Here is a 19,612-nt window from a genome sequence, read left to right as displayed (position 1 = left end):
TTGCGAGTAGTAAAACTCCACTTAACTGGCTTGATTCAAGTTTCACTTTATACACCAAGTAATTCTTTTAGTTCGTCTGTTGATAGTTCAGTCATCCAGCTATCGCTTGTGATGACCGCATTGTTTAGAGATTGTTTTCTTTCTAGCATTTCATCAATTTTTTCTTCTAATGTTCCTGTTGTAATAAGTTTGTGAACATGAACAAATCGTTTTTGACCAATGCGATATGCGCGGTCTGTTGCTTGATTTTCCACAGCTGGATTCCACCAACGGTCGTAGTGAATGACATGGTTGGCAGCGGTTAAGTTTAATCCTGTTCCGCCAGCTTTTAAGGATAAGATGAAAATGTCATACGTTCCGTTTTGGAACTCCTCAATCATCTTGTCGCGATCTTTTTTCGGCACACTACCGTTTAAGAAGAGGACACGCTGGCCGAATTTTTTTTCTAGCACACGTTTTAGCATGTTCCCCATGCCGATGTATTGAGTGAAGATTAGGCAACTTTCATTTTGATCTTTTATATTTTCGATGAGCTCCATTAACGTTTTTGTTTTCATAGAGCGTTCAACGACATTTTGTGGCTCTTCTTCTTTTAAATAAAGAGCTGGATGATTACAAATTTGTTTTAGCTTGTTCAGCATAAGTAATATAAAGCCGCGTCTTTCAATTCCACTTAATCCTTCGACATTTTGCAGTGTATCTTGAACAAGTTGTTCATATAAGGAAGCTTGTTCACCGGTAAGAGGACAGTAAGCTTTTTGTTCTTGTTTATCTGGTAAATTTAATGCGACCGTTTGATCTTTCTTCGTTCGGCGCAGTAAAAATGGTGAGATAAACCGTTGAACTTGCTGAATTTTTCCTTCATCACGATCTTTTTCAATCGGTGTGACGAAGCGACGTTGGAATTGCCCTAAGCTTCCAAGATATCCATGATTAATAAAGTCGAAAATGGACCAAAGTTCAGCGAGGCGATTTTCCATCGGCGTACCAGTTAAAGCGATTTTGTGATTTGCTTGTAAGTTTCGTACTGCTTTGGACTGTTTCGTATGTGGGTTCTTAATATTTTGTGCTTCATCCAAAATAACAGCATCCCAGCATAATGAAGTTAGTTCTTCCTCATCGAGTTGAGCCAATGCATAAGATGTTAATACAACATCTGCTGATTGAAGGAAATCTTCAAAAGAATTGCCCTTATCTCTATTACTTCCGTAATGTAATTGAACACGTAAATTCGGTGCGAAACGCTCAAATTCTTTTTGCCAATTTCCAAGAACAGATGTCGGCGCTACGATTAATGCAGGGCCTGTTTTGAGATTATTTTCTTTTATATATAGTAAGTAAGAGATTGTTTGAATACTTTTCCCGAGTCCCATATCGTCAGCTAGCAATGCTCCAAATCCAAGCTTTCGTAAATATAACAACCATTCAATGCCGTGTTGTTGATACGGACGAAGTGTTGCGTTTAGTGAAGCAGGGACATCTACTTTTGGAATATCTCCAATATGAAGTAGCTTTTGGAATAGTTCCTCATAATATCCATCTAGTTCGATTTTAATATCAGTAAACGGACTATCATCTTCTACAATTTCTGTTTCAGCCGTATTTGATAAATGTTGCTGCAGGACATCTTTCATCTCTAGTCCGTATTTATCGGCACGGTTCATGAGTTTCCTTACTTCTTCGATAAAGGCTGGATCTAGTCGCATCCATTGACCGTTTATATTAAATAGACGTTTGTTTTGTTCAACGAGTTCGAAAAATTCGCTTTCTGATAAGTCAATGCCATTCGTAGAAATGCGCCAGTCAAAATTAACGAGCGTATTCATACCGAAGAACGATTGTGTTTGTACTGTATTTTGCTTCAGTTGAACACGTAATTTCGGTTTTGTTGCTTTTAAATTTTGCCACCATGATGGTAGTAAAATTGTAATGCCGGCTGCAAGTAATTCATTGCTTGCTTCTGTTAAGAAGTTCCAAGCTTCTGTTTCAAAGAGCTCATTTCGGAATGTATCTCCTTCTTTTAACCACGGTATGAGCTTACTAAAACCTTCTTGTGTTTCTGTAATCCGTTCTTCGTAATCGTGCCATCTTTTCGGTAAGGAATCGATGTTTTCATATACATATATGCGATGCGCCCCGCGCTTTGGTGTCACGATTGTTTCAAGTTTCCACATTTCAAATTCTTCTTGTGGTTCTTGCAGTCTTAGTCCGATTGTAAACGGAAGATCATCTTCAATATAACCAATTTTTCGAAGCCAATCTTCTTCATGTAGTGCTGTTTCCAATTGTCTTTTCGTAAAGTCGTAATGTTCATATAGTCTTTTAGCATCTTCCCAGCCGTCATTTGAGCGATTGTCTTGTAATATGCTTTCATTAACTGCTGCTGAGAAAAGAGATGCTAATGTGTCATCTTCAATTGGCGTATTTTGAACTTTCCAAGATGGTTGTTTGGGCCAGTGCTCCATATCGGGTACGAAGCTACCACTCGTAAAGGCATCCCATAATTCATTTGCATCTTTTGTAAGTGCTGTAATAGGGCCGTTCAGTTGAATATGTGCAAAGGAATTCATCGGTTTGTTTGCAATGTATTCAAAGGCTTGTGCATTTGTTAGTAGCACACCTTGTTTTCCTTCGAAGGTTGCTTCTTTTAGAAACGTACCGTAGAAAGAAGTGGAGTGCCATGTGAATGCATTTCGTTTCCAACTTGTTACGGATAATGGAGTACCGCTGTCATCTTCTCCCCAAAGGAACCAACCTTGACTAACATGCTGGAGCCTAATTGTTACTTCAGTTTGATTGATCATCGATTAATTTTCCTTTCCGTAATTCCTCTTGTAGTGCACGCAGACGTGAATGGAGATTGGCGATGTGAATAATGAAAGCATCCCATTCATCGGTGCGTTTTAATCGTTTATATAATGTACGTAATTTCTTTAAGTAACGAACTGCGCGTCTATATGATTTACGATTTCGTTCTTCAATTGCTTCTACAGCAGCAAGGTGATAAAGAGGAAGTGCTGCTTCTGGCGCTTCTTTTTCAATATCTTTCAGTGGTTCTTTTAACAGTTCAATTGCTTCAAACCCATATAAGAGATGAAGCTCTGCCCATGTGTGATACTGTTTTTTCGCGAGTACGTACTGTTCATAGTTTGTGAAACTATACGGTAATAGTTCCTGCAAGATCATTTCAAAACCAGCTTGTTCATTTGTATGTGTTGCATATGTTTCATACATGATTACAAATAGCCGAACGATATCTTTTATAAAAATCGTATTTTCGTGATCTTGGATCGTTTTCTTTACTTGTTTATACGTAAAGGAAAGCCAGTTTTTCGCACGATCCCACTGCATGGCACTTAATAGTTCTTCTAACCAATAGAAGTATAGACTCACAACAGAAGCAGGTTGTTTCTTTAGTAAGTCCATCGCTAGTAGATCTTCTTCATTTAAAAAGAGAAGGTGAGAAGACGCTAATGCTTTAGATAGTGGATTAATTTTCGTATCGATTCGTTTTTCTTCCTCTTGCATTTTCTCTTTATTGTTTAAAAGTTCACTCCATATGTGGCGATAAATGAAAAATCGCTCTTGCGTATAAGCGTCGGTAGAGAAGAATACTTCATGAACAAGACGAGCTGTTTCTTGCAAAATTATTTCAGATTCTGAAGGAATCGCTTCTGATTGTAAGTCCCGAACGATGGATTCCACTTTATCTACAAATAGGCGAACGACATTAACAGGTTGGTGATAAGAATACGTTTTGTTTGCTTCGAATGCCTGAATTTCTTCTAATAATTTTTGAAAGCAGTAAAGTGCTGCATGTAACCTGAATAATTCATGTATGGCGATGACGCGCGGAGCTTTCCGCTCAAGTTTCGTATAGAAATCTGTAAAGATACTCATAAGAAAATACATTTGTTTATAAGTAAGGCGAGCTTGTTCTTTTTTAAATGATTCATATTCTTTTTCAAAATACGATTCCCAACTTTTATAATCCGTTTCTTCAAAAGCTGATGATTGCAATACTTGTCTTGCAGTTCGAATAGGAGGAAGGGAAGGTTTCGTATTATTTTTAAATAAAGTTAATACATCTCCTACTTGCCCGAAACTAGACGCTGCAGATAGTAATACAGCGAGCATATGCTCACATTGTGTTGGTGCGAAGCAATCACAATAACTTTCAGCGACATTACGAATCGGAATATGAACGCTATATACGTTGCCTTCCGCATCTACAGTTCCTGATAGTGTATAACCATCAAAGTCAACGTTGTAGACAACACCACTACGATATAGGTGCCGAGCTGTAGCGACATGTTCCTGATCAGCTGTTTGCTGTGGATCTAGTCCTTGAACGAACTCATTCGCAATCATCATAATTTCATCTTTCGTAATTGAGTGTTGCAGCATAATATTCCTCCGTACACATATTTCTTTCCTTTACCATTATAAACAAAAAATGCTCAAAACAGAAAAAATGAAATTTGGATTACATAACTTGAAAATCATGGTAATATATAAAATGTTAATTTCGTATATTAATATATACGTATAGGAGGAGAAGTGATTTGTCAGATTTACAGACGAAGTTAGGTAGTGGAATGAATAAGTTACAAGAAGGAATAGAACAAGGGAAAATGAAATTGCAAGTTGCACAAGAAATTGCTCAATTGAAAAAGGGGATGCAAGTGCAAATGCAGAAAAAAGCAGAGGTTCTATTAGAGGTTGGACAGCAAGTGTATGTTCAATTAAGAGGAAGTGGAGTAAATGAAGCGAGCTTAAAAGAAATGATTGCTCCAGTTCAAGAATTTGATGTAGCTATTTATCAAGCAAGAAAGCGCATTGTTGAATTGCAAAAACAACAAGGTGAAAAAGCTACATGTGAATGTGGTGGACCTTTATCAATAAATGATAAGTTTTGTGGTTCGTGTGGAAAGCCTAACCCGATGTTAACAGTAGAAAATGAAGGTGAAACGGTAAATTGTATTTCATGTAATGAGCATATCGATAAAAACTCTACTTACTGTCCAGTTTGTGGAATTAAGCAAAGTGGGGAGTGAATTAAATGTATTGTCGCACATGTGGAAAACAACATGGTGAAGAAGTAAATTATTGCCCAAATGAAGGTAGTATGGAGATTGCAGGAGCTATAGATGCAGTAACATTAGAAAAAGATACTGCAAAATACTGCAGAGGTTGTGGCAGTGAAAATGCTCAAAAAAATTTATATTGTCAAAAGTGTGGGTATTCTTTATCTGTTGTGAAGAAAAAAGAACAAACTGTAAAATTGCCTACAATGGATGGTGCTCCTAAAGTTGAATTTAAAGCAGATAAAGCCGTTTTACAAAAAGGTTTTATTGGTGGGGCTGTTGCAAGTATTCTCATGTTAATTGCTGGTTGGATTGGTAGTTTATTATTTGCCTCTATGTTAAGTGAGATGTTTAGCAAATTTGCGAAAGAATTAGAAATGTTGCCAAGTTTTTATTCGAGTGCAACTTCTACGATGTTAAGTTACCATTTACTTGGTTTTACAGCTAACGATGATAGTGGATTGATATTTTCTTTATCTTGGCATACTCCATTTACATTATTATTAATCATTCCATTTATTATTTTCGCTGGTACAGGAATTTGGTTAGGGAAACAGCATGTTGCGAAAACGATTAAAGATCAAATCTTTATGGCAGCAACAGTTGGTATTATTTATGGAGTCTTTTTATTCATTATAAGTTTTATAGCATCACAATCTTTTGCAATCCCATTCTCAGAAGCAGGTAAGATTACGGTTGGCTATTCAGCGATGAAGAGTTTATTGAGTGGTTTTGTATGTGGGACATTATTTACCTTATTAGGATTTATTGCTCATACAAGCAAAAACAATATGGCAGCAGCATTTCAAGAGTTAATGCCATATGGAGCGTCTGTTTATTACGGTGTTTCGGCTATGATAAAAGGACTTTTAGTCACAGCAGTAGCGGTTTGTATTATGGCGTTAGTAAGTAAGGAAGACGGTATTGAACCATTAAAAGAAATAACAACTTTAAAATCTGAAAGTACATTATTAGCATTAGAGTTAACACCTCAATTATGGAGTATGGCTCATTTTGCGCCGTTAGAAGTATCAAGTCCAGCACTTAGTAAGGAATTTACTAGAATTGGTAAGAAATCAAATGCATATGAGAGCACACTATCGTTTTCATTTATATCAGGCGTCTCTGTAAATGGCGTAGAGCTTAGAGAGATATTGATTTCAAAAGGAGCAAATGAGGAAAGTCTTGCAGAATTTGATAGAGTGAATAACGTATTCCATTATGGTTTATTACTGCTTATTATTCCATTGTTCTTTATATTTAGAGCGGGAAGAAAGTTAGCTAAATTACCGACTGCCAATATATATATTACATTAGCGGTATGCAGTGGTTCTTACACAATTATGATGATTGTAATGAATATGATTTCTAAGTTCCAAATTAATGTTTCAGGAACTGTAACAAGTTTATTTGAAACAAGCGGAACAGTACTATCTATGCAAAATTCATTTACATATTTAATTTTGTTTAGTTTTATGGTGACATATGTAGCGGCATTTGCGGGAATGAAATTAGCTGAAAAATAGGAGGAGAGCACGTTGAAGTTTTGTGGAACATGTAAAAAGAATGTTGCAGACCATTTGAACTTTTGTCCTGAGTGTGGGAGTAAAGTAGAAGTAATCATTGATAACACTGCTGCTTCATATACAGAATTACAAAGCGAGACAAAACCAGTGAAAAGTAAGAAAAATTTATTTTTAATCATTGGTTTTGCCATTATTGCTGCATTATTATTTGGGGCATATAAATTTGGAGCATATAAGTTTTCAAAAGAAAAGCAAGTAAATGTAATGATTGAAGCATTCCAAAAGAAAGATATTAATGCAATTGATGAGTTTGTAAAAGCAAATGATTCAAGCTTAAAGATTAAGACAGAGGATATTAAAGCGTACATGCATTATTTAAAAGAGAATCCTTCTTACAACAAACAATTACTGTCTTATTTACAGAAAGAGACAGTAGATCAAAAGTTAACAAAAGATAAACCTGCATTTAAAGACGGGGAAATAGTAGAAGAGGGAAAAGAGTGGTTCTTATATCCAAAGTATAAGTTCAGCATGAAATCTTATTATATGAATGTAAGTACAACTGCAAAGAATGCAGAAATATATGTGAATGACAAAAAAGAAACAGAGCTTTCTAGTGATAAAACTTCGAAAGAGTTGGGGCCATACTTCCCAGGTACATATGTTGTAAAGGCAACGGCGAAGACAGAACTTACTGAATTAGAAACAGAGAAAGAAGTAGATTTAGCGGATGAACAGAGCGAGAAAGTGAAAATTGATTTATCGCTTGAAGGCAAGTATGTAAGCATTTCTTCTGATGAAAGTGATGCAACTGTATTTGTGAATGGGAAAAAACGTGGAAAATTAAATTATGGAAGTTATAAGCTGGGCCCTGTATCCACAGATGAAACAGTAGAAGTGCATTTAGAGAAAACTACTGATCTTGGTGTGATGAAATCTGAAAGTGTTAAAATTGGAGACCAAAGCACATATTACTTAAAATTCCCGAAAGAAACATCAAGTTCAGCAGTGGGCGAATTTGTAAGAAATCATATTTATGATAACGTACGTGCAATTTCATTAAATGATTTTAGTTTAATTGAAAATAATTATGATAAGAGCGGGAAATCGTATAAGGAAGACCGTGATTATATACAGTATTTACACAAAAAAGGAATTACAGAAGACTTATTAACGATGGAAGTTCGTAATGTAGAGCGTCAAAGTGCTACGAAATATAAAGTAACGACATATGAAGAGTACCATATTCGTTACGGTGATGGATCTGTGAAGTTCAAAAGTTTTAATAACGAACATATTGTAACTGTGAATGGAAATGGAAAGATGTTGTATCATTCTCTTGGTGCAAATAATACGTTGAAATCAGAAGATGTATCTGGTCCAACTCGTTAATATGAGAGAAGCTGTTCAATATTTGAACAGCTTCTTTTTTGTAGCTAAATCGATATTTCGTGTCGAACCGTTGATATATCGTAAGTTATGATAGATATAATCGAAAAATCGTTGATATATTGCGATTTATGATAGATATAATTGAAAAATCGTTGATATATTTTTTTACAATTATGAGTGTGTTTCCTTTAGTATCGCTTGTACATATGGATCATGTAGTATTTGCTCTATAATTGGCAACATATTTTGTTCAAATGGAATGTCGATAGGAAATGGCTTTTGAGAGCCTGGTTTTATTCCATATTGCACAATTTTGTAATGTGTATTGTTTTCAGACTTGAGCACAATTAACTTATAGCGGTTATCATCGCCAGCGAGTGAAAAATCAATAGAAGTAGCGTTATATGTTACTTCATCTTTATATATGTACGGCTTTGGCGTACCAATCCAGTCTACTTTTGCTTGTACATTCATGGGCATAGCCTCCTTATATGTATTATAAATAAAAGCCAGCTCTCAATAAAGAGAACCGGCTTGTAATTTAGCAGTCATTGGTTATTTTAAAATTTTCACTTTAACAGTTTTGCGTCCCCATTTTTGAGCAGCGCTATCTGATCCAAGTAAGATGTCGATACGGTTACCTTTAATTGCACCACCAGTATCTCCAGCGATAGCTTCTCCGTAACCTTCTACCCATACTTTAGATCCTAATGGGATTACTTTCGGGTCAACAGCGATCATTTTCATGTTTGGATTCGCAGTTAAATCATGACCCATTGCAGTTAATACACGGCCACCATATGTGCCACCGTTTTCGCTCGGGTGAGCTGTATATGCTGTAGCTACAACTGTTAACTCACGACCACCAGATGGTGTGCTAGTTTCAGCAGCTTTCACAGCAGGCTTAGCAGCTGGTTTTGCTTGTGCTACAGGTGCTTGAGCCTTAGCTGGTGCTGCAGCTTTAGCAGGAGCAGTTGTTTCTTGTTTCTCAATTACAGGTGCTGTACCTGTTAAGAAAGGAACATGAACATAAGCTGTTTTCCCGTTATATTCAAATTGTAACCACTCATTTTGTACTTGGTTCGTTGTTTCGATTACATCGTCTTTCTTCAACTTTCCAAGAACCTCTGAGTTTGTGTTCGCTTCAGCACGTACGTTTAATACGTTAGCTGTTACGTAGTAGATGCTTTTTGTGAACTCTGCACTTACGAATGCGTCTTTACCGTCTAAAGTAATTTTTGACCATCCGTTCTCTGTATTTTGAACATCTATTTTATTACCGTTTAGTAATTTACCGACAACTTTTGATTCAGTAGTAGGGTTTTCGCGTACGTTTAGTATGTCTGTTGTTACAACAGTTTCTGCATTAGCAGATGATGTGAAAATCCCAAGACCAAAAACTGCTGCTGTTGCTATACCAATTAATTTTTTCATGATAGCCTCCATTGCGTTTGTTTTCGTGTCCTCATTATAGCAACAGATTTTTTCGGATTTGGGGAAAACACACAATTACAAACCATTCGTAATAAGTCGTTAACATCCTGTAATATAACAAAAAATATAGGAAAGCGTTTTTCATTCTATATGACTCATAGGTTTCTAGTTATATTCAAAATATTTAATACAACATGTTTTTTTCGACGTAAATAAAAATATTACAGCAATGTTACATGATGTTTACTAAACGATTACATTCCTTGAGTATTTTACCGTTTTATGGGTAATATAGTTATATAAACATAAACATTTTGTTTGTGAAGCTATAAACACGTGCTATATACTAGCAAAAAAACCGCATAATTGTTACAAAACGAAAGGGTTGCAAGGAAGAACTTTGCCCTTTTTTACATATGTAACACATCCTTTTTTAGGAAAATACATTCCTATCCGCGTTTTTCTCACACAATTTGACAGCAGTATTTCTAACTTGTAGCTCTTGCAGAGTGAAAAGGTTATACGAAAGGTAAGGCTGTCCATAAGAATTCGAATTGGTGAAGGTGAAAGTAAGAAAATCACCGCAAAATTATAGTTTTCTATCCGATTTTACATATCGGAATTTATGTTATTTACAAAAACGAAACCTACGAAGGGGGATTTGATGAGGAAACTGACAAAAACATTCATCGTTTCATTAACATTATGTATTGCATTTACAATTTGGGGGATTATTCCCGAATCTATTATTGGAAAAGGTAGCTTAGGAAATGTAACAACCGCAATTCAAACTGCATTAGTTAGTAAGTTCGGGTGGTTTTATATTATTTCCGTGTCTATTATTTTAGGTGTTTCTATCTTTTTAATTGTTTCGAAATACGGTTCTATTCGTTTAGGTAAAGATGATGATGAACCTGATTATAGTTATATGACATGGTTTGCTATGTTATTTAGTGCTGGTATGGGTATTGGCTTAGTTTTCTGGGGCGTTGCCGAACCATTAAACCATTTATACGCACCTCCGTTTGGAGATAGTGCAACTGAGGAAAGTGCGCGCCTTGCACTGCGTTTTTCATTTTTCCATTGGGGATTACATCCTTGGGGACTATATGCGTTTGTAGCGTTATGTATTGCTTACTTTACCTTTAGAAAAGGAAAAGCAAGTACGATTAGTGCGACAGTAGGTCCGTTATTTAAGGGCGGGGAACACGGGCGTATTGCTCATTCATTTGATGTGTTAGCTGTTTTCGCAACTGTATTTGGTGTTGCAACGTCATTAGGTCTTGGTGCGAAACAAATTGCAGGTGGTGTTAGTTATTTAACATCTATCCCGAACTCATTAACGACTCAGTTAGTTATTATTGCAATCGTAACAGTATTATTTATGTTATCTGCGCAAACAGGTCTTGATAAAGGAATTAAATATTTAAGTAATACGAATATTATTTTTGCGTTTGCACTTATGATCATTGTATTATTTGCAGGTCCAACAAACTTTATTATGAATTACTTCACTTCAACAATCGGTTCTTATATTCAGGAATTGCCAAGTATGAGTTTCCGTTTAAGTCCATTAGACGAAGGTGGGAATCAATGGATTCAGTCATGGACAATTTTCTATTGGGCATGGTGGATTGCGTGGTCACCGTTCGTAGGTACGTTTATTGCTCGTGTTTCACGAGGTCGTACGATTCGTGAGTTTGTTATCGGTGTGTTACTTGTGCCGACCGTAATTGGTGCACTTTGGTTCTCTGTGTTCGGCGGTACTGGTATTCATATGGAGCTGTTTGGTGATGCACATATCTTCGACAAAGTGAAAGAAATGGGAACAGAAGTAGGATTATTCGCTATGTTCGATCAGATGGGCAGCTTTGGATCAGCTTTATCAGTTTTAGGTATTTTACTTATTGCAACATTCTTTATTACATCGGCAGACTCTGCAACATTTGTTTTAGGAATGTTAACGACACATGGTAGTTTAAACCCACCAAATCGTATTAAAATGATTTGGGGTATCGTTCTAGCCGCGATAGCTTCTACGCTATTATATATTGGCGGATTAGAAGCCTTACAAACGGCAGCTATCATTGCAGCATTCCCGTTCGTCTTCGTTATTTTCTTTATGATGGCAGCATTATTTAAAGAGTTACAAAAAGAAGGGCGTATGAAGCGTCATTAATAATAGAAGGAAAAGAGCTGATTTCATATCAGCTCTTTTTTTATCCCTCTATTTGCCGAGCAGTAAGAACCCCATCTCAAAATTCAGCAAAAGCAAATAAGTCGAGCTGCTTGTAAAAGCCCGATTGATGATGGCTAATGAAAGTTTCACTTTATATAGAAGGAATTTGAAATGCGGGTAGGGGAAATAAAATACTTTACTATATAAGTAGTATGCCTTTTATACGAAGGGAAATCGATTAGTTTCGACAATTTTCGATATCTTTCAAATTCTATTCATATTTTTGACAAAAAATTGTCGGAAATGTGTTGTCACGTTTCTATATATGTGCTATATTATTTCCTGTAAGCGATTTCAAATAGTTTTAAAGCGCATTCAAGGGGGACATCTAGAATAATGAAACGTTACGAAAGAAAGTGGAAGCATATTTGTTTGAAACGTGTGGCACATCGTAGTGTCCAAGAAAGCACGGAACCTAAGACTGAAACGCGCAAAGAACAGCAAGAGAAGCAATTGGTTCTACAAAAATAGCAATCACTTTTTCGTATATAAATGAAGGTCGATCGTTCGTTGGGGGATGGACGTGAAATTACTTTCAGCTAAGGGGTATTGTCTGATATATAATTTATACGGCAATAAATAAGCACAGAGCATACGGCGCTCTGTGCTTATTGTTATTATTTATCTTTTTTGAATCGAACTGTCTTATCCCAGCCAATGACTTGTTTCTTGCTCTTTGCACGTAAGTATAAGATTAAGCTACGAATAAATAAGTACGTAAAGAGCTGTGCGTACGTAAAGTACATAATAACGCTAATAAAAATATTAGTCGGTGTAAAGGTTCGTTCGACACTCTGGGCACTAAATAATTGAGAAACATATGTAATATATGCGACATACCACATAAATAGTAGCGGAATGCTATATTGAATTTGGAATATCCCGAGTAGCCCAATTACAAACCAAACGTTTGAAATGATTAGGAATAGCCAAAATACAACATACACTAGAACTTGTTGTAAGGAATGGACGAGAAGTTTTCCTTTAAAGAAACTTAATGACGAGAACATTTTTTCTAAAATGTATAAATTCCCTTGGAGCCAACGTGTACGTTGTTTAATAAGAATTTTTAAATGCTCTGGTTCTTGTTCCCAAGTAACTGATTCTGGGACGATTGGTAAGAGATAACCTTTTTGTGTAATTCGTAATGTTAATTCAGCATCTTCTGCAATTGCATAAGGGTCATAGCCACCAAGCTCTTCTAGTGCGGAGCGACGAAGAAGCATATTTGTTCCTGTCAGTGAGCCTGTTTGGAATAGTAACCAGCGTCCAGATTGCATAAGGAGCTGGAAGATTTGAAATTCCAGTGAAATCATTCGCGTCAGCCAGTTGCGCTTTTCATTTACTGTACGAACATGTCCAACAGCTCCAACAGCATCTTCAGTTGTTTCAGCGTGTTCTACAAGCATTCGCAGTGCGTGTGGTTCAGGCTGGTTATCTGCATCGTACACACAGAAGTATTCACCATCTGAAATACTAAGGCCGTAGTTTAGTACACGTGATTTACCCTTCGGTTCACCGGGTGGAACACGAATATGGCGAATATGAGCATAAGCTTTGTCGAAATCATCGCCAATTTCAGGTGTTTCATCTTGAGAGTTATCATTTAATAAATAAATAGTTAGTTTTCCTGGATATTCAATCTGCGCCATCGCCTCTAAAGTATCTTTAATAACGACGCCTTCATTATGGGCAGGTATGAAAATATCGACGCTTGGATAATGGTCTAATGTACGATCTTTTCGTTTACTATTTCGGTGAATTAAGCCCGCGATTGTTAAGAAAGAGTAGTAAACGAGTAAGCCAGAGAATAGAAAGGCCGTAAAAATAAGTACATATTTAATTGAAAATGTGATACTAATCCAAAAAACGAGTACGCAAAACAGAAGGAATAAAAGAAGTATAACGAGAGTCATCATAACAGTGTCTGTCCTTTGTTTCCAATTTGCTCGCGTGAAATTTTTATATCTCGGATTGCTTCAGCAGCAAGCCATTGCTCCATTTTTGGCTTTAGGCGGTTCATTACAATGTCAGCACCAGCTTCATTTGTGTTTTGTAATAAAATAACTAGCGTATTATTATCATATTCAGCAGCAAGGTCAAAATCATTCCTTACCGTTTCAACTAATAAGGAAGCTACACGGTCCATAACACTTTCCTTCGTATATTTACTAAAGGGAGTGAAATCAAAGTAAATGATAACGCCTGTTTCATTACGACGATTCATTGCAGTTGTTAATAATGCTTGGCGTCTCTCGAATTCTTGTCTTGTTAGTAATTTTGATTCTCCAATATATTGTTCTAACGTTCTCACACGCTCAGTCAAAGTTTTATTTTCATGAATAACTTTTTTCAATAGGTGAGTTGTTATGTATACAATGAAGAAGTTAGCTGCCATCAGGAAGTGGGTAATCATATATTGCCATTGATCTGATGTACTCCATAAATGAAGCCATGCTTCATAAAACAAATAAAATACGGAAATAATGGTTCCTAGTATGAAGAAAATAAATGCTGTTTTGTCAGCTGAAAATAAGAATAGTACATTTACGATTACGTATATTATTGTAAAAATGAGCGCATGCTCATAATTCGTCACATGTACAGTAGTAAAATAAAATACAATTTGTAGAATCCACATAGAGAGGATTTTATAGAACTTATCTTTCACAAAACTTTCCTCCTTAAAGCTATTTCATCAATAGATACTTGTAGTATGCACAATTATTAAGAAATTGACCATGTCGTTACATTCTTTTGAAGGGCAACGATAAGTAGTATCGCTATTTTCATTAGAAAAATAAAAAGACTTAAACATTATTGTATCATAATGTTCTTATATTTGGCATAAGGTGATTAATAGATGCATAAAAGACGCTTGGATTGCATGAAAAAAGTCTCCTCTTGTAGAAAGAGAAGACTCTATATAAGTTTATAGGAACATCATACCTGCAACTGCTGCATTTAAGAAGTTCGCTAATGTACCAGCGATAACTGCTTTAATCCCTAATTGTGCAATTTGTTTACGGCGAGTAGGAGCTAACGTTCCTGTTACACCTAATTGAATTGCGATAGAAGAGAAGTTTGCGAATCCACAGATTGCAAATGTTAAAATTAGATTTGTTTTGTCAGAGAACTCTGCCATGTGTGGTCCTAAGTTTGCGTATGCAACGAATTCGTTGATTGCAAGTTTTTGACCGATAAAGCTTGCTGCTTGTACAGCTTCACCAGGAGAAACCCCGATTAAGATTGCAAATGGTGATAATAAGTAACCGAAGATTAAATCAAGGCTAAGTTTAATATCGAACAGAGAACCAACCCATCCTAATAATCCATTTAATAAAGCGATTAATGCGATGAAAGCCATTAACATTGCTGCTACGTTAATAACAAGTTGCATACCTTCAGATGCACCGCGTGCAGCTGCATCGATAACGTTTGCGTCTTCACGTTCTGTAGAAAGTTCAACGTTATTATCTACTTTTTCTGTCTCTGGCATAATGAGTTTCGCAATTAATAAGCTTGATGGAGCTGCCATTATTGCAGCTGCTAATAAGTGCTCTAACGGAATACCCATTGCTGCATAGCCGACAAGAACAGATCCAGCAACAGCTGTCATACCGCTTACCATAATAGTGAAGAATTCACTATTTGTTAAGCGTGCTAAGTAAGGTTTAATTAAGATTGGAGCTTCAGTTTGTCCTAAAAATACAGTCGTTACTGAGTTTAAACTTTCTGCTTTAGAAGTTCCAAGAAGTTTACTTAATGCACCACCAACGACGCTAACAAATTTCTGCATAATACCAAAATGATATAAGATTGCTACTAATGAACTAATAAATACGATTGGAAGTAGTGCTTGAATAAAGAATACAAATCCCCAAGGTCCTTTTGCGTTGACTAAATCCCCAGCAACGAACTTAATTCCCTCGTAAGAAAAATTAATTAATCCTTGAACACCGTCAGCAGCGTGTTTTAAACCTGCTTTACCAGCATCCCATCGTAATACGATAAATGAAAATGACATTTGTAATGCTAGCGCGATTAAAATTGTGCGCCAATTAATAGCTTTGCGGTTGGAAGATAGTAAGAATGCAATTGCTAATACTCCAATCACGCCGCCAATTCCCCATAAAAGATTCATGCAGTGTATGCTCCTTCCTCATAGTAAAAACAGTGTATAAACCAGTTGTCTATACGTTTACGAATATAACATCTTAAGTAACTTATCATAATGGACATCGGAGGTCAAACGTCTAATGAAAAGTTTAAATAAAAAGAAAATTCTTCAAAAAAACACATATGAAATAAATAGACATGAAATAGGTTATGTTTTTTATGGGAATATATACATTATGATAACGTTATGCATTGTTTTTGCAGAATAAAGTGTATGAAATGGAAGAATGGATACATTATTTTTGTAGAGAGAAGGTAGGAGAAAGGGAGTAATATGTTGAACTCATAGCAAAAAAGCCTTCTAGTAAACTAGAAGGCTTTGAAACTATTAATTAAGGTGCTTTCGTGTATCCTAAGAAGTGGCTCTTCCAATAAGAGTTACTTAATGAAGCGATTGCTACACCTTTATCTCCAGCTTGGATAAATGATCCGCCCCCAAGGTAGATACCCATGTGAGAAGGACCAGATTTATAAGTGTTTTGGAAATAAATTAAGTCACCAGGTTGTGGACTTGAAGTTTTTGGTAGGCTACTCCAATATCCTGCAACACTTTGGCGGCTAATGTTATGACCAAATTTCTTAAATACGTGGTAGATGTAACCACTGCAGTCAACACCGTTAGCAGAAGTTCCGCCCCAAACGTATGGTACACCTTGCATTGATTTTGCGTATGCAAGTACGGAAGAACTGTCGCCGCTATTATTACCTGTATTATTATTGTTGTTGTTGTTGTTGTTATTGTTTTGATTGTTATTTTGGTTATTGTTAGGCTTATTATCTACTGCGCCTCCAACTGGTGTTTTAGATAGGTAACGTGTTCCGATATAACCAGTTTGACCGTTGTAGTTAATTTTGCTCCATCCAGAGTTTTCAGAGATTACTTGAACCTTCTGACCTTGTGGAAGTGCGCCTATGATTCTATAATTTGTACCTTCGCCGCTACGTACATTTAGTGCAGAAGCATTAATGTAGTAGTCACCAATCGCACCTTGGTTAGGTTTTTCAGGTTGTTTTGGTTGCTCAGGAGTAGTAGTGCCACCTTTAACGAATTTTACAAATTCGCTGCTAACAAAGCCTGTTTTTCCTTGGTAATTTACTTTAAACCAACCGTTTTCAGATCCAACTACGTTTAATGTTGTACCGTTTAAAACGCCACCAATTACACTATGGTAAGCGGCAGGGCCTGTACGAACACGTAAAGATGTAGCATTAACTACGTAAGAACCGCCAGTTTGAATACTTCCATTATTGTTTTGCTCTTGTTTGTTGCCTTCTGTAACGTTTTCGTTAGAACCGCCTTTTGTTACGTAGTCTTTGCTTATATAAGCAGTTTGTCCTGCGTAATTGATTTTGAACCAATCTTGAACTTCGCCGACAACTTGTACTACTTGTCCTTTTTTGACAGAACCTACAGTTGTGTGAGAAGTGCTAGGACCTGTACGAACGCGAAGGGAAGATACATTTACTGTATAGTTTCCGCTTGCTGGTTTTACTTCTTGGTTGTTATTATTCGTATTGTTGTTTGAAGAACCCCCATTAGAAGAAACGCCAGATACGAATTCGCCACTTACATAACCTACTTGTCCATTATGGTTAATTTTCACCCAACCATTTTCTTGTCCAATTACGTTTAATGTTTGTCCTGCATATACACGTCCAGAAACAGAACTAGAAGTGTTAGGAGCTGTACGTACACGTAATACATCAGCGGTAACTTTATTGTTTCCACCTGTGCTTACATTGTTGTTTGCTGCTCCACTTTTTGATACAAATTCGCCACTAACAAAGCCTGTTTTTCCGTTAATGTTAATTTTGAACCAACCATTTTCTTCGCCAATCACGTTTAGTGATTGACCGTTATAAACGCGTGAGATGATGTCGTGAGAAGTGCTTGATCCCGCACGAACATGTAAGACGCTCGCGTTTACCGTATAAGATGAGTTGTTTGACGCAGAAGCTTGGACAGTTGTAGCAGCTTTTTGTGTATTTTGTTCAGGTGCAGCTTGAACACTATCAAGTGTAGGTGCTGCTCCTCCTGCTACAGACACTGCCGCAAGACCGGCAAGATACTTTTTCATAATTTGTCGATTCCTTTCTGTCTGTAATGTAGTGAAGAAATATTTACCAACTGTTAAAAATTCTAAAGAGCATGTCGATTACTGTCAAGGCTTATGTGGGAATCTGAATATGACAAAAAGATTACAAGAAAAAATCAAGGTATAAATTTACACCTTGATTTCCATTTAAATGCATATATTGAATATAAAAGGACAGAAATTATTCGTGTTTAAGAAGATGCCATATTGGATTGCAACAAGATTTGATTAAAAGATTTTTGCAGTTTTTTGGTGATAGGACCAACTTGCCCATCTTGAATCGCGGTTCCATCAAGGTGGGTCATTGGTAAAATTTCAATTGTTGTGCCTGTAAAAAAGCATTCATCTGCTTGATAAACGTCACGAACGCTGAAAAGTTCTTCCTGTACAGGTATGTGAAGAGTATTCGCTAAAGAAAGGACATATTGACGAATAATGCCATTTAAAATAAGGTGATTGGCTGGATGTGTGTAAAGAGTTCCATTTTTAATTAAAAAGAAGTTGGAATGGCTTCCTTCCGTTACAATACCATTCCTTACGAGAAGTGCCTCTTTACAGCCTTTTCGTTCAGCTTTCGTAGCAGCTAGTACGTTTGGTAATAAATTTAATGATTTAATGTCACAGCGTAGCCATCGAGTATCGGGTTCTGATATAGCGCGTATACCATATTCAATCCATAAGGCTGGTCTTTCTTTTTTTGTAATATAGGCATAAATTGTCGGAGGGGTGTCATATGAAAATACATGTGTGCGAGCTTGTACACCACGAGATACTTGCAAATAAATTGTGCCATCTTCGTGGAAATGGTTTCGTTCAATTAATTTGTAAAGTAAAGTGATGAGCTCAGCTTTTGAGAAAGGGAGCGATAATTCTACTTCTTCCATGGATCGATATAATCTCGTTATGTGCGGATCTAATAAGTGAAAGTTCCCTTTATATAGGCGAATAACCTCGTAGACACCATCTCCGAACTGCGAACCTCTCTCTTCAAGTTCTATGTACGTTTGTTGTTTTGTTGTATCAATAACTTCATCATTCCAAAGTACAAATTTTTCGTATGCCAATTTCCGTCCCATCCTTTCGTAAGTACGTAAGTAACGTGAAACTTTCATTCATGCGAGATAAAAATCACTATAGTAATTTTTATGTAAGCAATTCTCTACATATGACCGTATATGTATTTGTAAATCATAGAGAAGTAAGGATGGTTTACCCCGCATTAACGGGCAGTAAAACTCCTACTTAAAAATTCGGGTGGAGCAAAGGAGTGAATTGGGCGAATAACTGCCCGTAGCTGCCCGATTGGTGAGGACTGATTAAAATTTCACTTTACAGCATTTTGTATATACAAATTCGAAAATAAGAATGAGAATCCTGCTTTTAAATAAAAAAAAGCAACATTCTTATGGAATGCTGCACAAGGAGGGTAGCTATCTTTCATAGGGACATTGTCTCGTTGAATGTTTTGTGTATGGAAACAAAACATGTTGAAAGACAATTATAAGAAAGTAGAAACAAAAGATTTACACACTTCTTTAAGGGATCTTACGAAAGATGAGAGATAAGAAATATGTAGAACCTCGTTTACATATTTTATTATAGAGATTCTTCATTAACACTATGTGAATATTTGGTAAAGGTTATGTAATTTTAAAGTTA

At 36.3% G+C, this 19,612-nt stretch carries 13 protein-coding genes; 4 read left to right on the top strand and 9 right to left on the bottom strand.

The window, feature by feature from the left end; translation table 11 throughout:
- Nucleotides 1-47: 47 nt before the first annotated feature.
- Together C3Y97_RS26415 and C3Y97_RS26410 are read right to left on the bottom strand one after the other, a co-directional pair.
- Nucleotides 48-2,804: a DEAD/DEAH box helicase gene (locus tag C3Y97_RS26415; protein WP_136363702.1), complete on the bottom strand. Its 2,757-nt coding sequence runs from the start codon at nucleotides 2,802-2,804 to the stop codon at nucleotides 48-50.
- Nucleotides 2,788-4,407 (bottom strand): SWIM zinc finger family protein, encoded by a 1,620-nt coding sequence (locus C3Y97_RS26410; RefSeq protein ID WP_000939142.1) that lies wholly within the window; start codon nucleotides 4,405-4,407, stop codon nucleotides 2,788-2,790. Before C3Y97_RS26410 ends, C3Y97_RS26415 begins: the two co-directional genes overlap by 17 nt.
- Nucleotides 4,408-4,565: 158 nt before the next feature.
- Between C3Y97_RS26410 and C3Y97_RS26405 the strand changes: the two genes are divergently transcribed.
- From C3Y97_RS26405 to C3Y97_RS26395, 3 genes are read left to right on the top strand one after another with little or no spacing between them, the layout of a single operon-like run.
- Entirely contained in the window at nucleotides 4,566-5,057 is a 492-nt protein-coding gene (locus C3Y97_RS26405) for a zinc ribbon domain-containing protein (RefSeq protein ID WP_001281754.1), read from the top strand.
- Nucleotides 5,058-5,062: 5 nt separating this feature from the next.
- Nucleotides 5,063-6,613 carry a zinc ribbon domain-containing protein gene (locus C3Y97_RS26400; RefSeq protein WP_136363701.1) on the top strand — a complete coding sequence of 517 codons (1,551 nt, stop codon included), beginning with the start codon at nucleotides 5,063-5,065 and terminating at the stop codon, nucleotides 6,611-6,613.
- Between the two features lie 12 nt (nucleotides 6,614-6,625).
- A complete protein-coding gene (locus C3Y97_RS26395) occupies nucleotides 6,626-8,005 on the top strand; it encodes a zinc ribbon domain-containing protein (RefSeq protein WP_136363700.1) in 1,380 nt (459 codons plus the stop codon).
- A 171-nt stretch (nucleotides 8,006-8,176) separates the two neighbouring features.
- Here the strand turns inward: C3Y97_RS26395 and C3Y97_RS26385 are convergent, their stop codons facing one another.
- Both C3Y97_RS26385 and C3Y97_RS26380 read right to left on the bottom strand, forming a co-directional pair.
- Nucleotides 8,177-8,479 (bottom strand): DUF3910 family protein, encoded by a 303-nt coding sequence (locus tag C3Y97_RS26385; protein ID WP_001102539.1) that lies wholly within the window; start codon nucleotides 8,477-8,479, stop codon nucleotides 8,177-8,179.
- A gap of 81 nt (nucleotides 8,480-8,560) precedes the next feature.
- Entirely contained in the window at nucleotides 8,561-9,439 is an 879-nt protein-coding gene (locus tag C3Y97_RS26380; RefSeq protein ID WP_136363699.1) for a cell wall-binding protein EntA, read from the bottom strand.
- Nucleotides 9,440-10,103: 664 nt separating this feature from the next.
- Here C3Y97_RS26380 and opuD point away from each other — a divergent pair.
- The gene (opuD, locus tag C3Y97_RS26370; protein ID WP_001229103.1) at nucleotides 10,104-11,618 is read left to right on the top strand and encodes a glycine betaine transporter OpuD; all 1,515 of its coding nucleotides are present in this window, start codon (nucleotides 10,104-10,106) and stop codon (nucleotides 11,616-11,618) included.
- A 677-nt stretch (nucleotides 11,619-12,295) separates the two neighbouring features.
- On the opposite strand, the gene C3Y97_RS26365 is transcribed toward opuD, so the two are convergent.
- From C3Y97_RS26365 to C3Y97_RS26345, 5 genes are all read right to left on the bottom strand, one after another.
- Nucleotides 12,296-13,597, bottom strand: a complete 1,302-nt coding sequence (locus C3Y97_RS26365; RefSeq protein WP_059304242.1) for a glycosyltransferase family 2 protein — start codon at nucleotides 13,595-13,597, stop codon at nucleotides 12,296-12,298.
- A complete protein-coding gene (locus tag C3Y97_RS26360) occupies nucleotides 13,594-14,349 on the bottom strand; it encodes a nucleotidyl cyclase domain-containing protein (RefSeq protein WP_100654893.1) in 756 nt (251 codons plus the stop codon). The genes C3Y97_RS26365 and C3Y97_RS26360 overlap by 4 nt, the downstream gene beginning before the upstream one ends.
- A gap of 261 nt (nucleotides 14,350-14,610) precedes the next feature.
- Nucleotides 14,611-15,822 carry a NupC/NupG family nucleoside CNT transporter gene (locus tag C3Y97_RS26355; protein WP_001051019.1) on the bottom strand — a complete coding sequence of 404 codons (1,212 nt, stop codon included), beginning with the start codon at nucleotides 15,820-15,822 and terminating at the stop codon, nucleotides 14,611-14,613.
- Between the two features lie 367 nt (nucleotides 15,823-16,189).
- The gene (locus C3Y97_RS26350) at nucleotides 16,190-17,935 is read right to left on the bottom strand and encodes a C40 family peptidase (RefSeq protein WP_136363698.1); all 1,746 of its coding nucleotides are present in this window, start codon (nucleotides 17,933-17,935) and stop codon (nucleotides 16,190-16,192) included.
- A gap of 209 nt (nucleotides 17,936-18,144) precedes the next feature.
- Nucleotides 18,145-19,029, bottom strand: a complete 885-nt coding sequence (locus C3Y97_RS26345) for a D-amino-acid transaminase (protein ID WP_080120341.1) — start codon at nucleotides 19,027-19,029, stop codon at nucleotides 18,145-18,147.
- Nucleotides 19,030-19,612 lie beyond the last annotated feature (583 nt).

The sequence above is a fragment of the Bacillus sp. DU-106 genome, assembly GCF_004799705.1.
GTDB lineage: Bacteria > Bacillota > Bacilli > Bacillales > Bacillaceae_G > Bacillus_A > Bacillus_A cereus.
The sequence above is the reverse complement of the archived record's forward strand: the minus strand, read 5'-3'. Positions and strand labels throughout refer to the sequence as shown.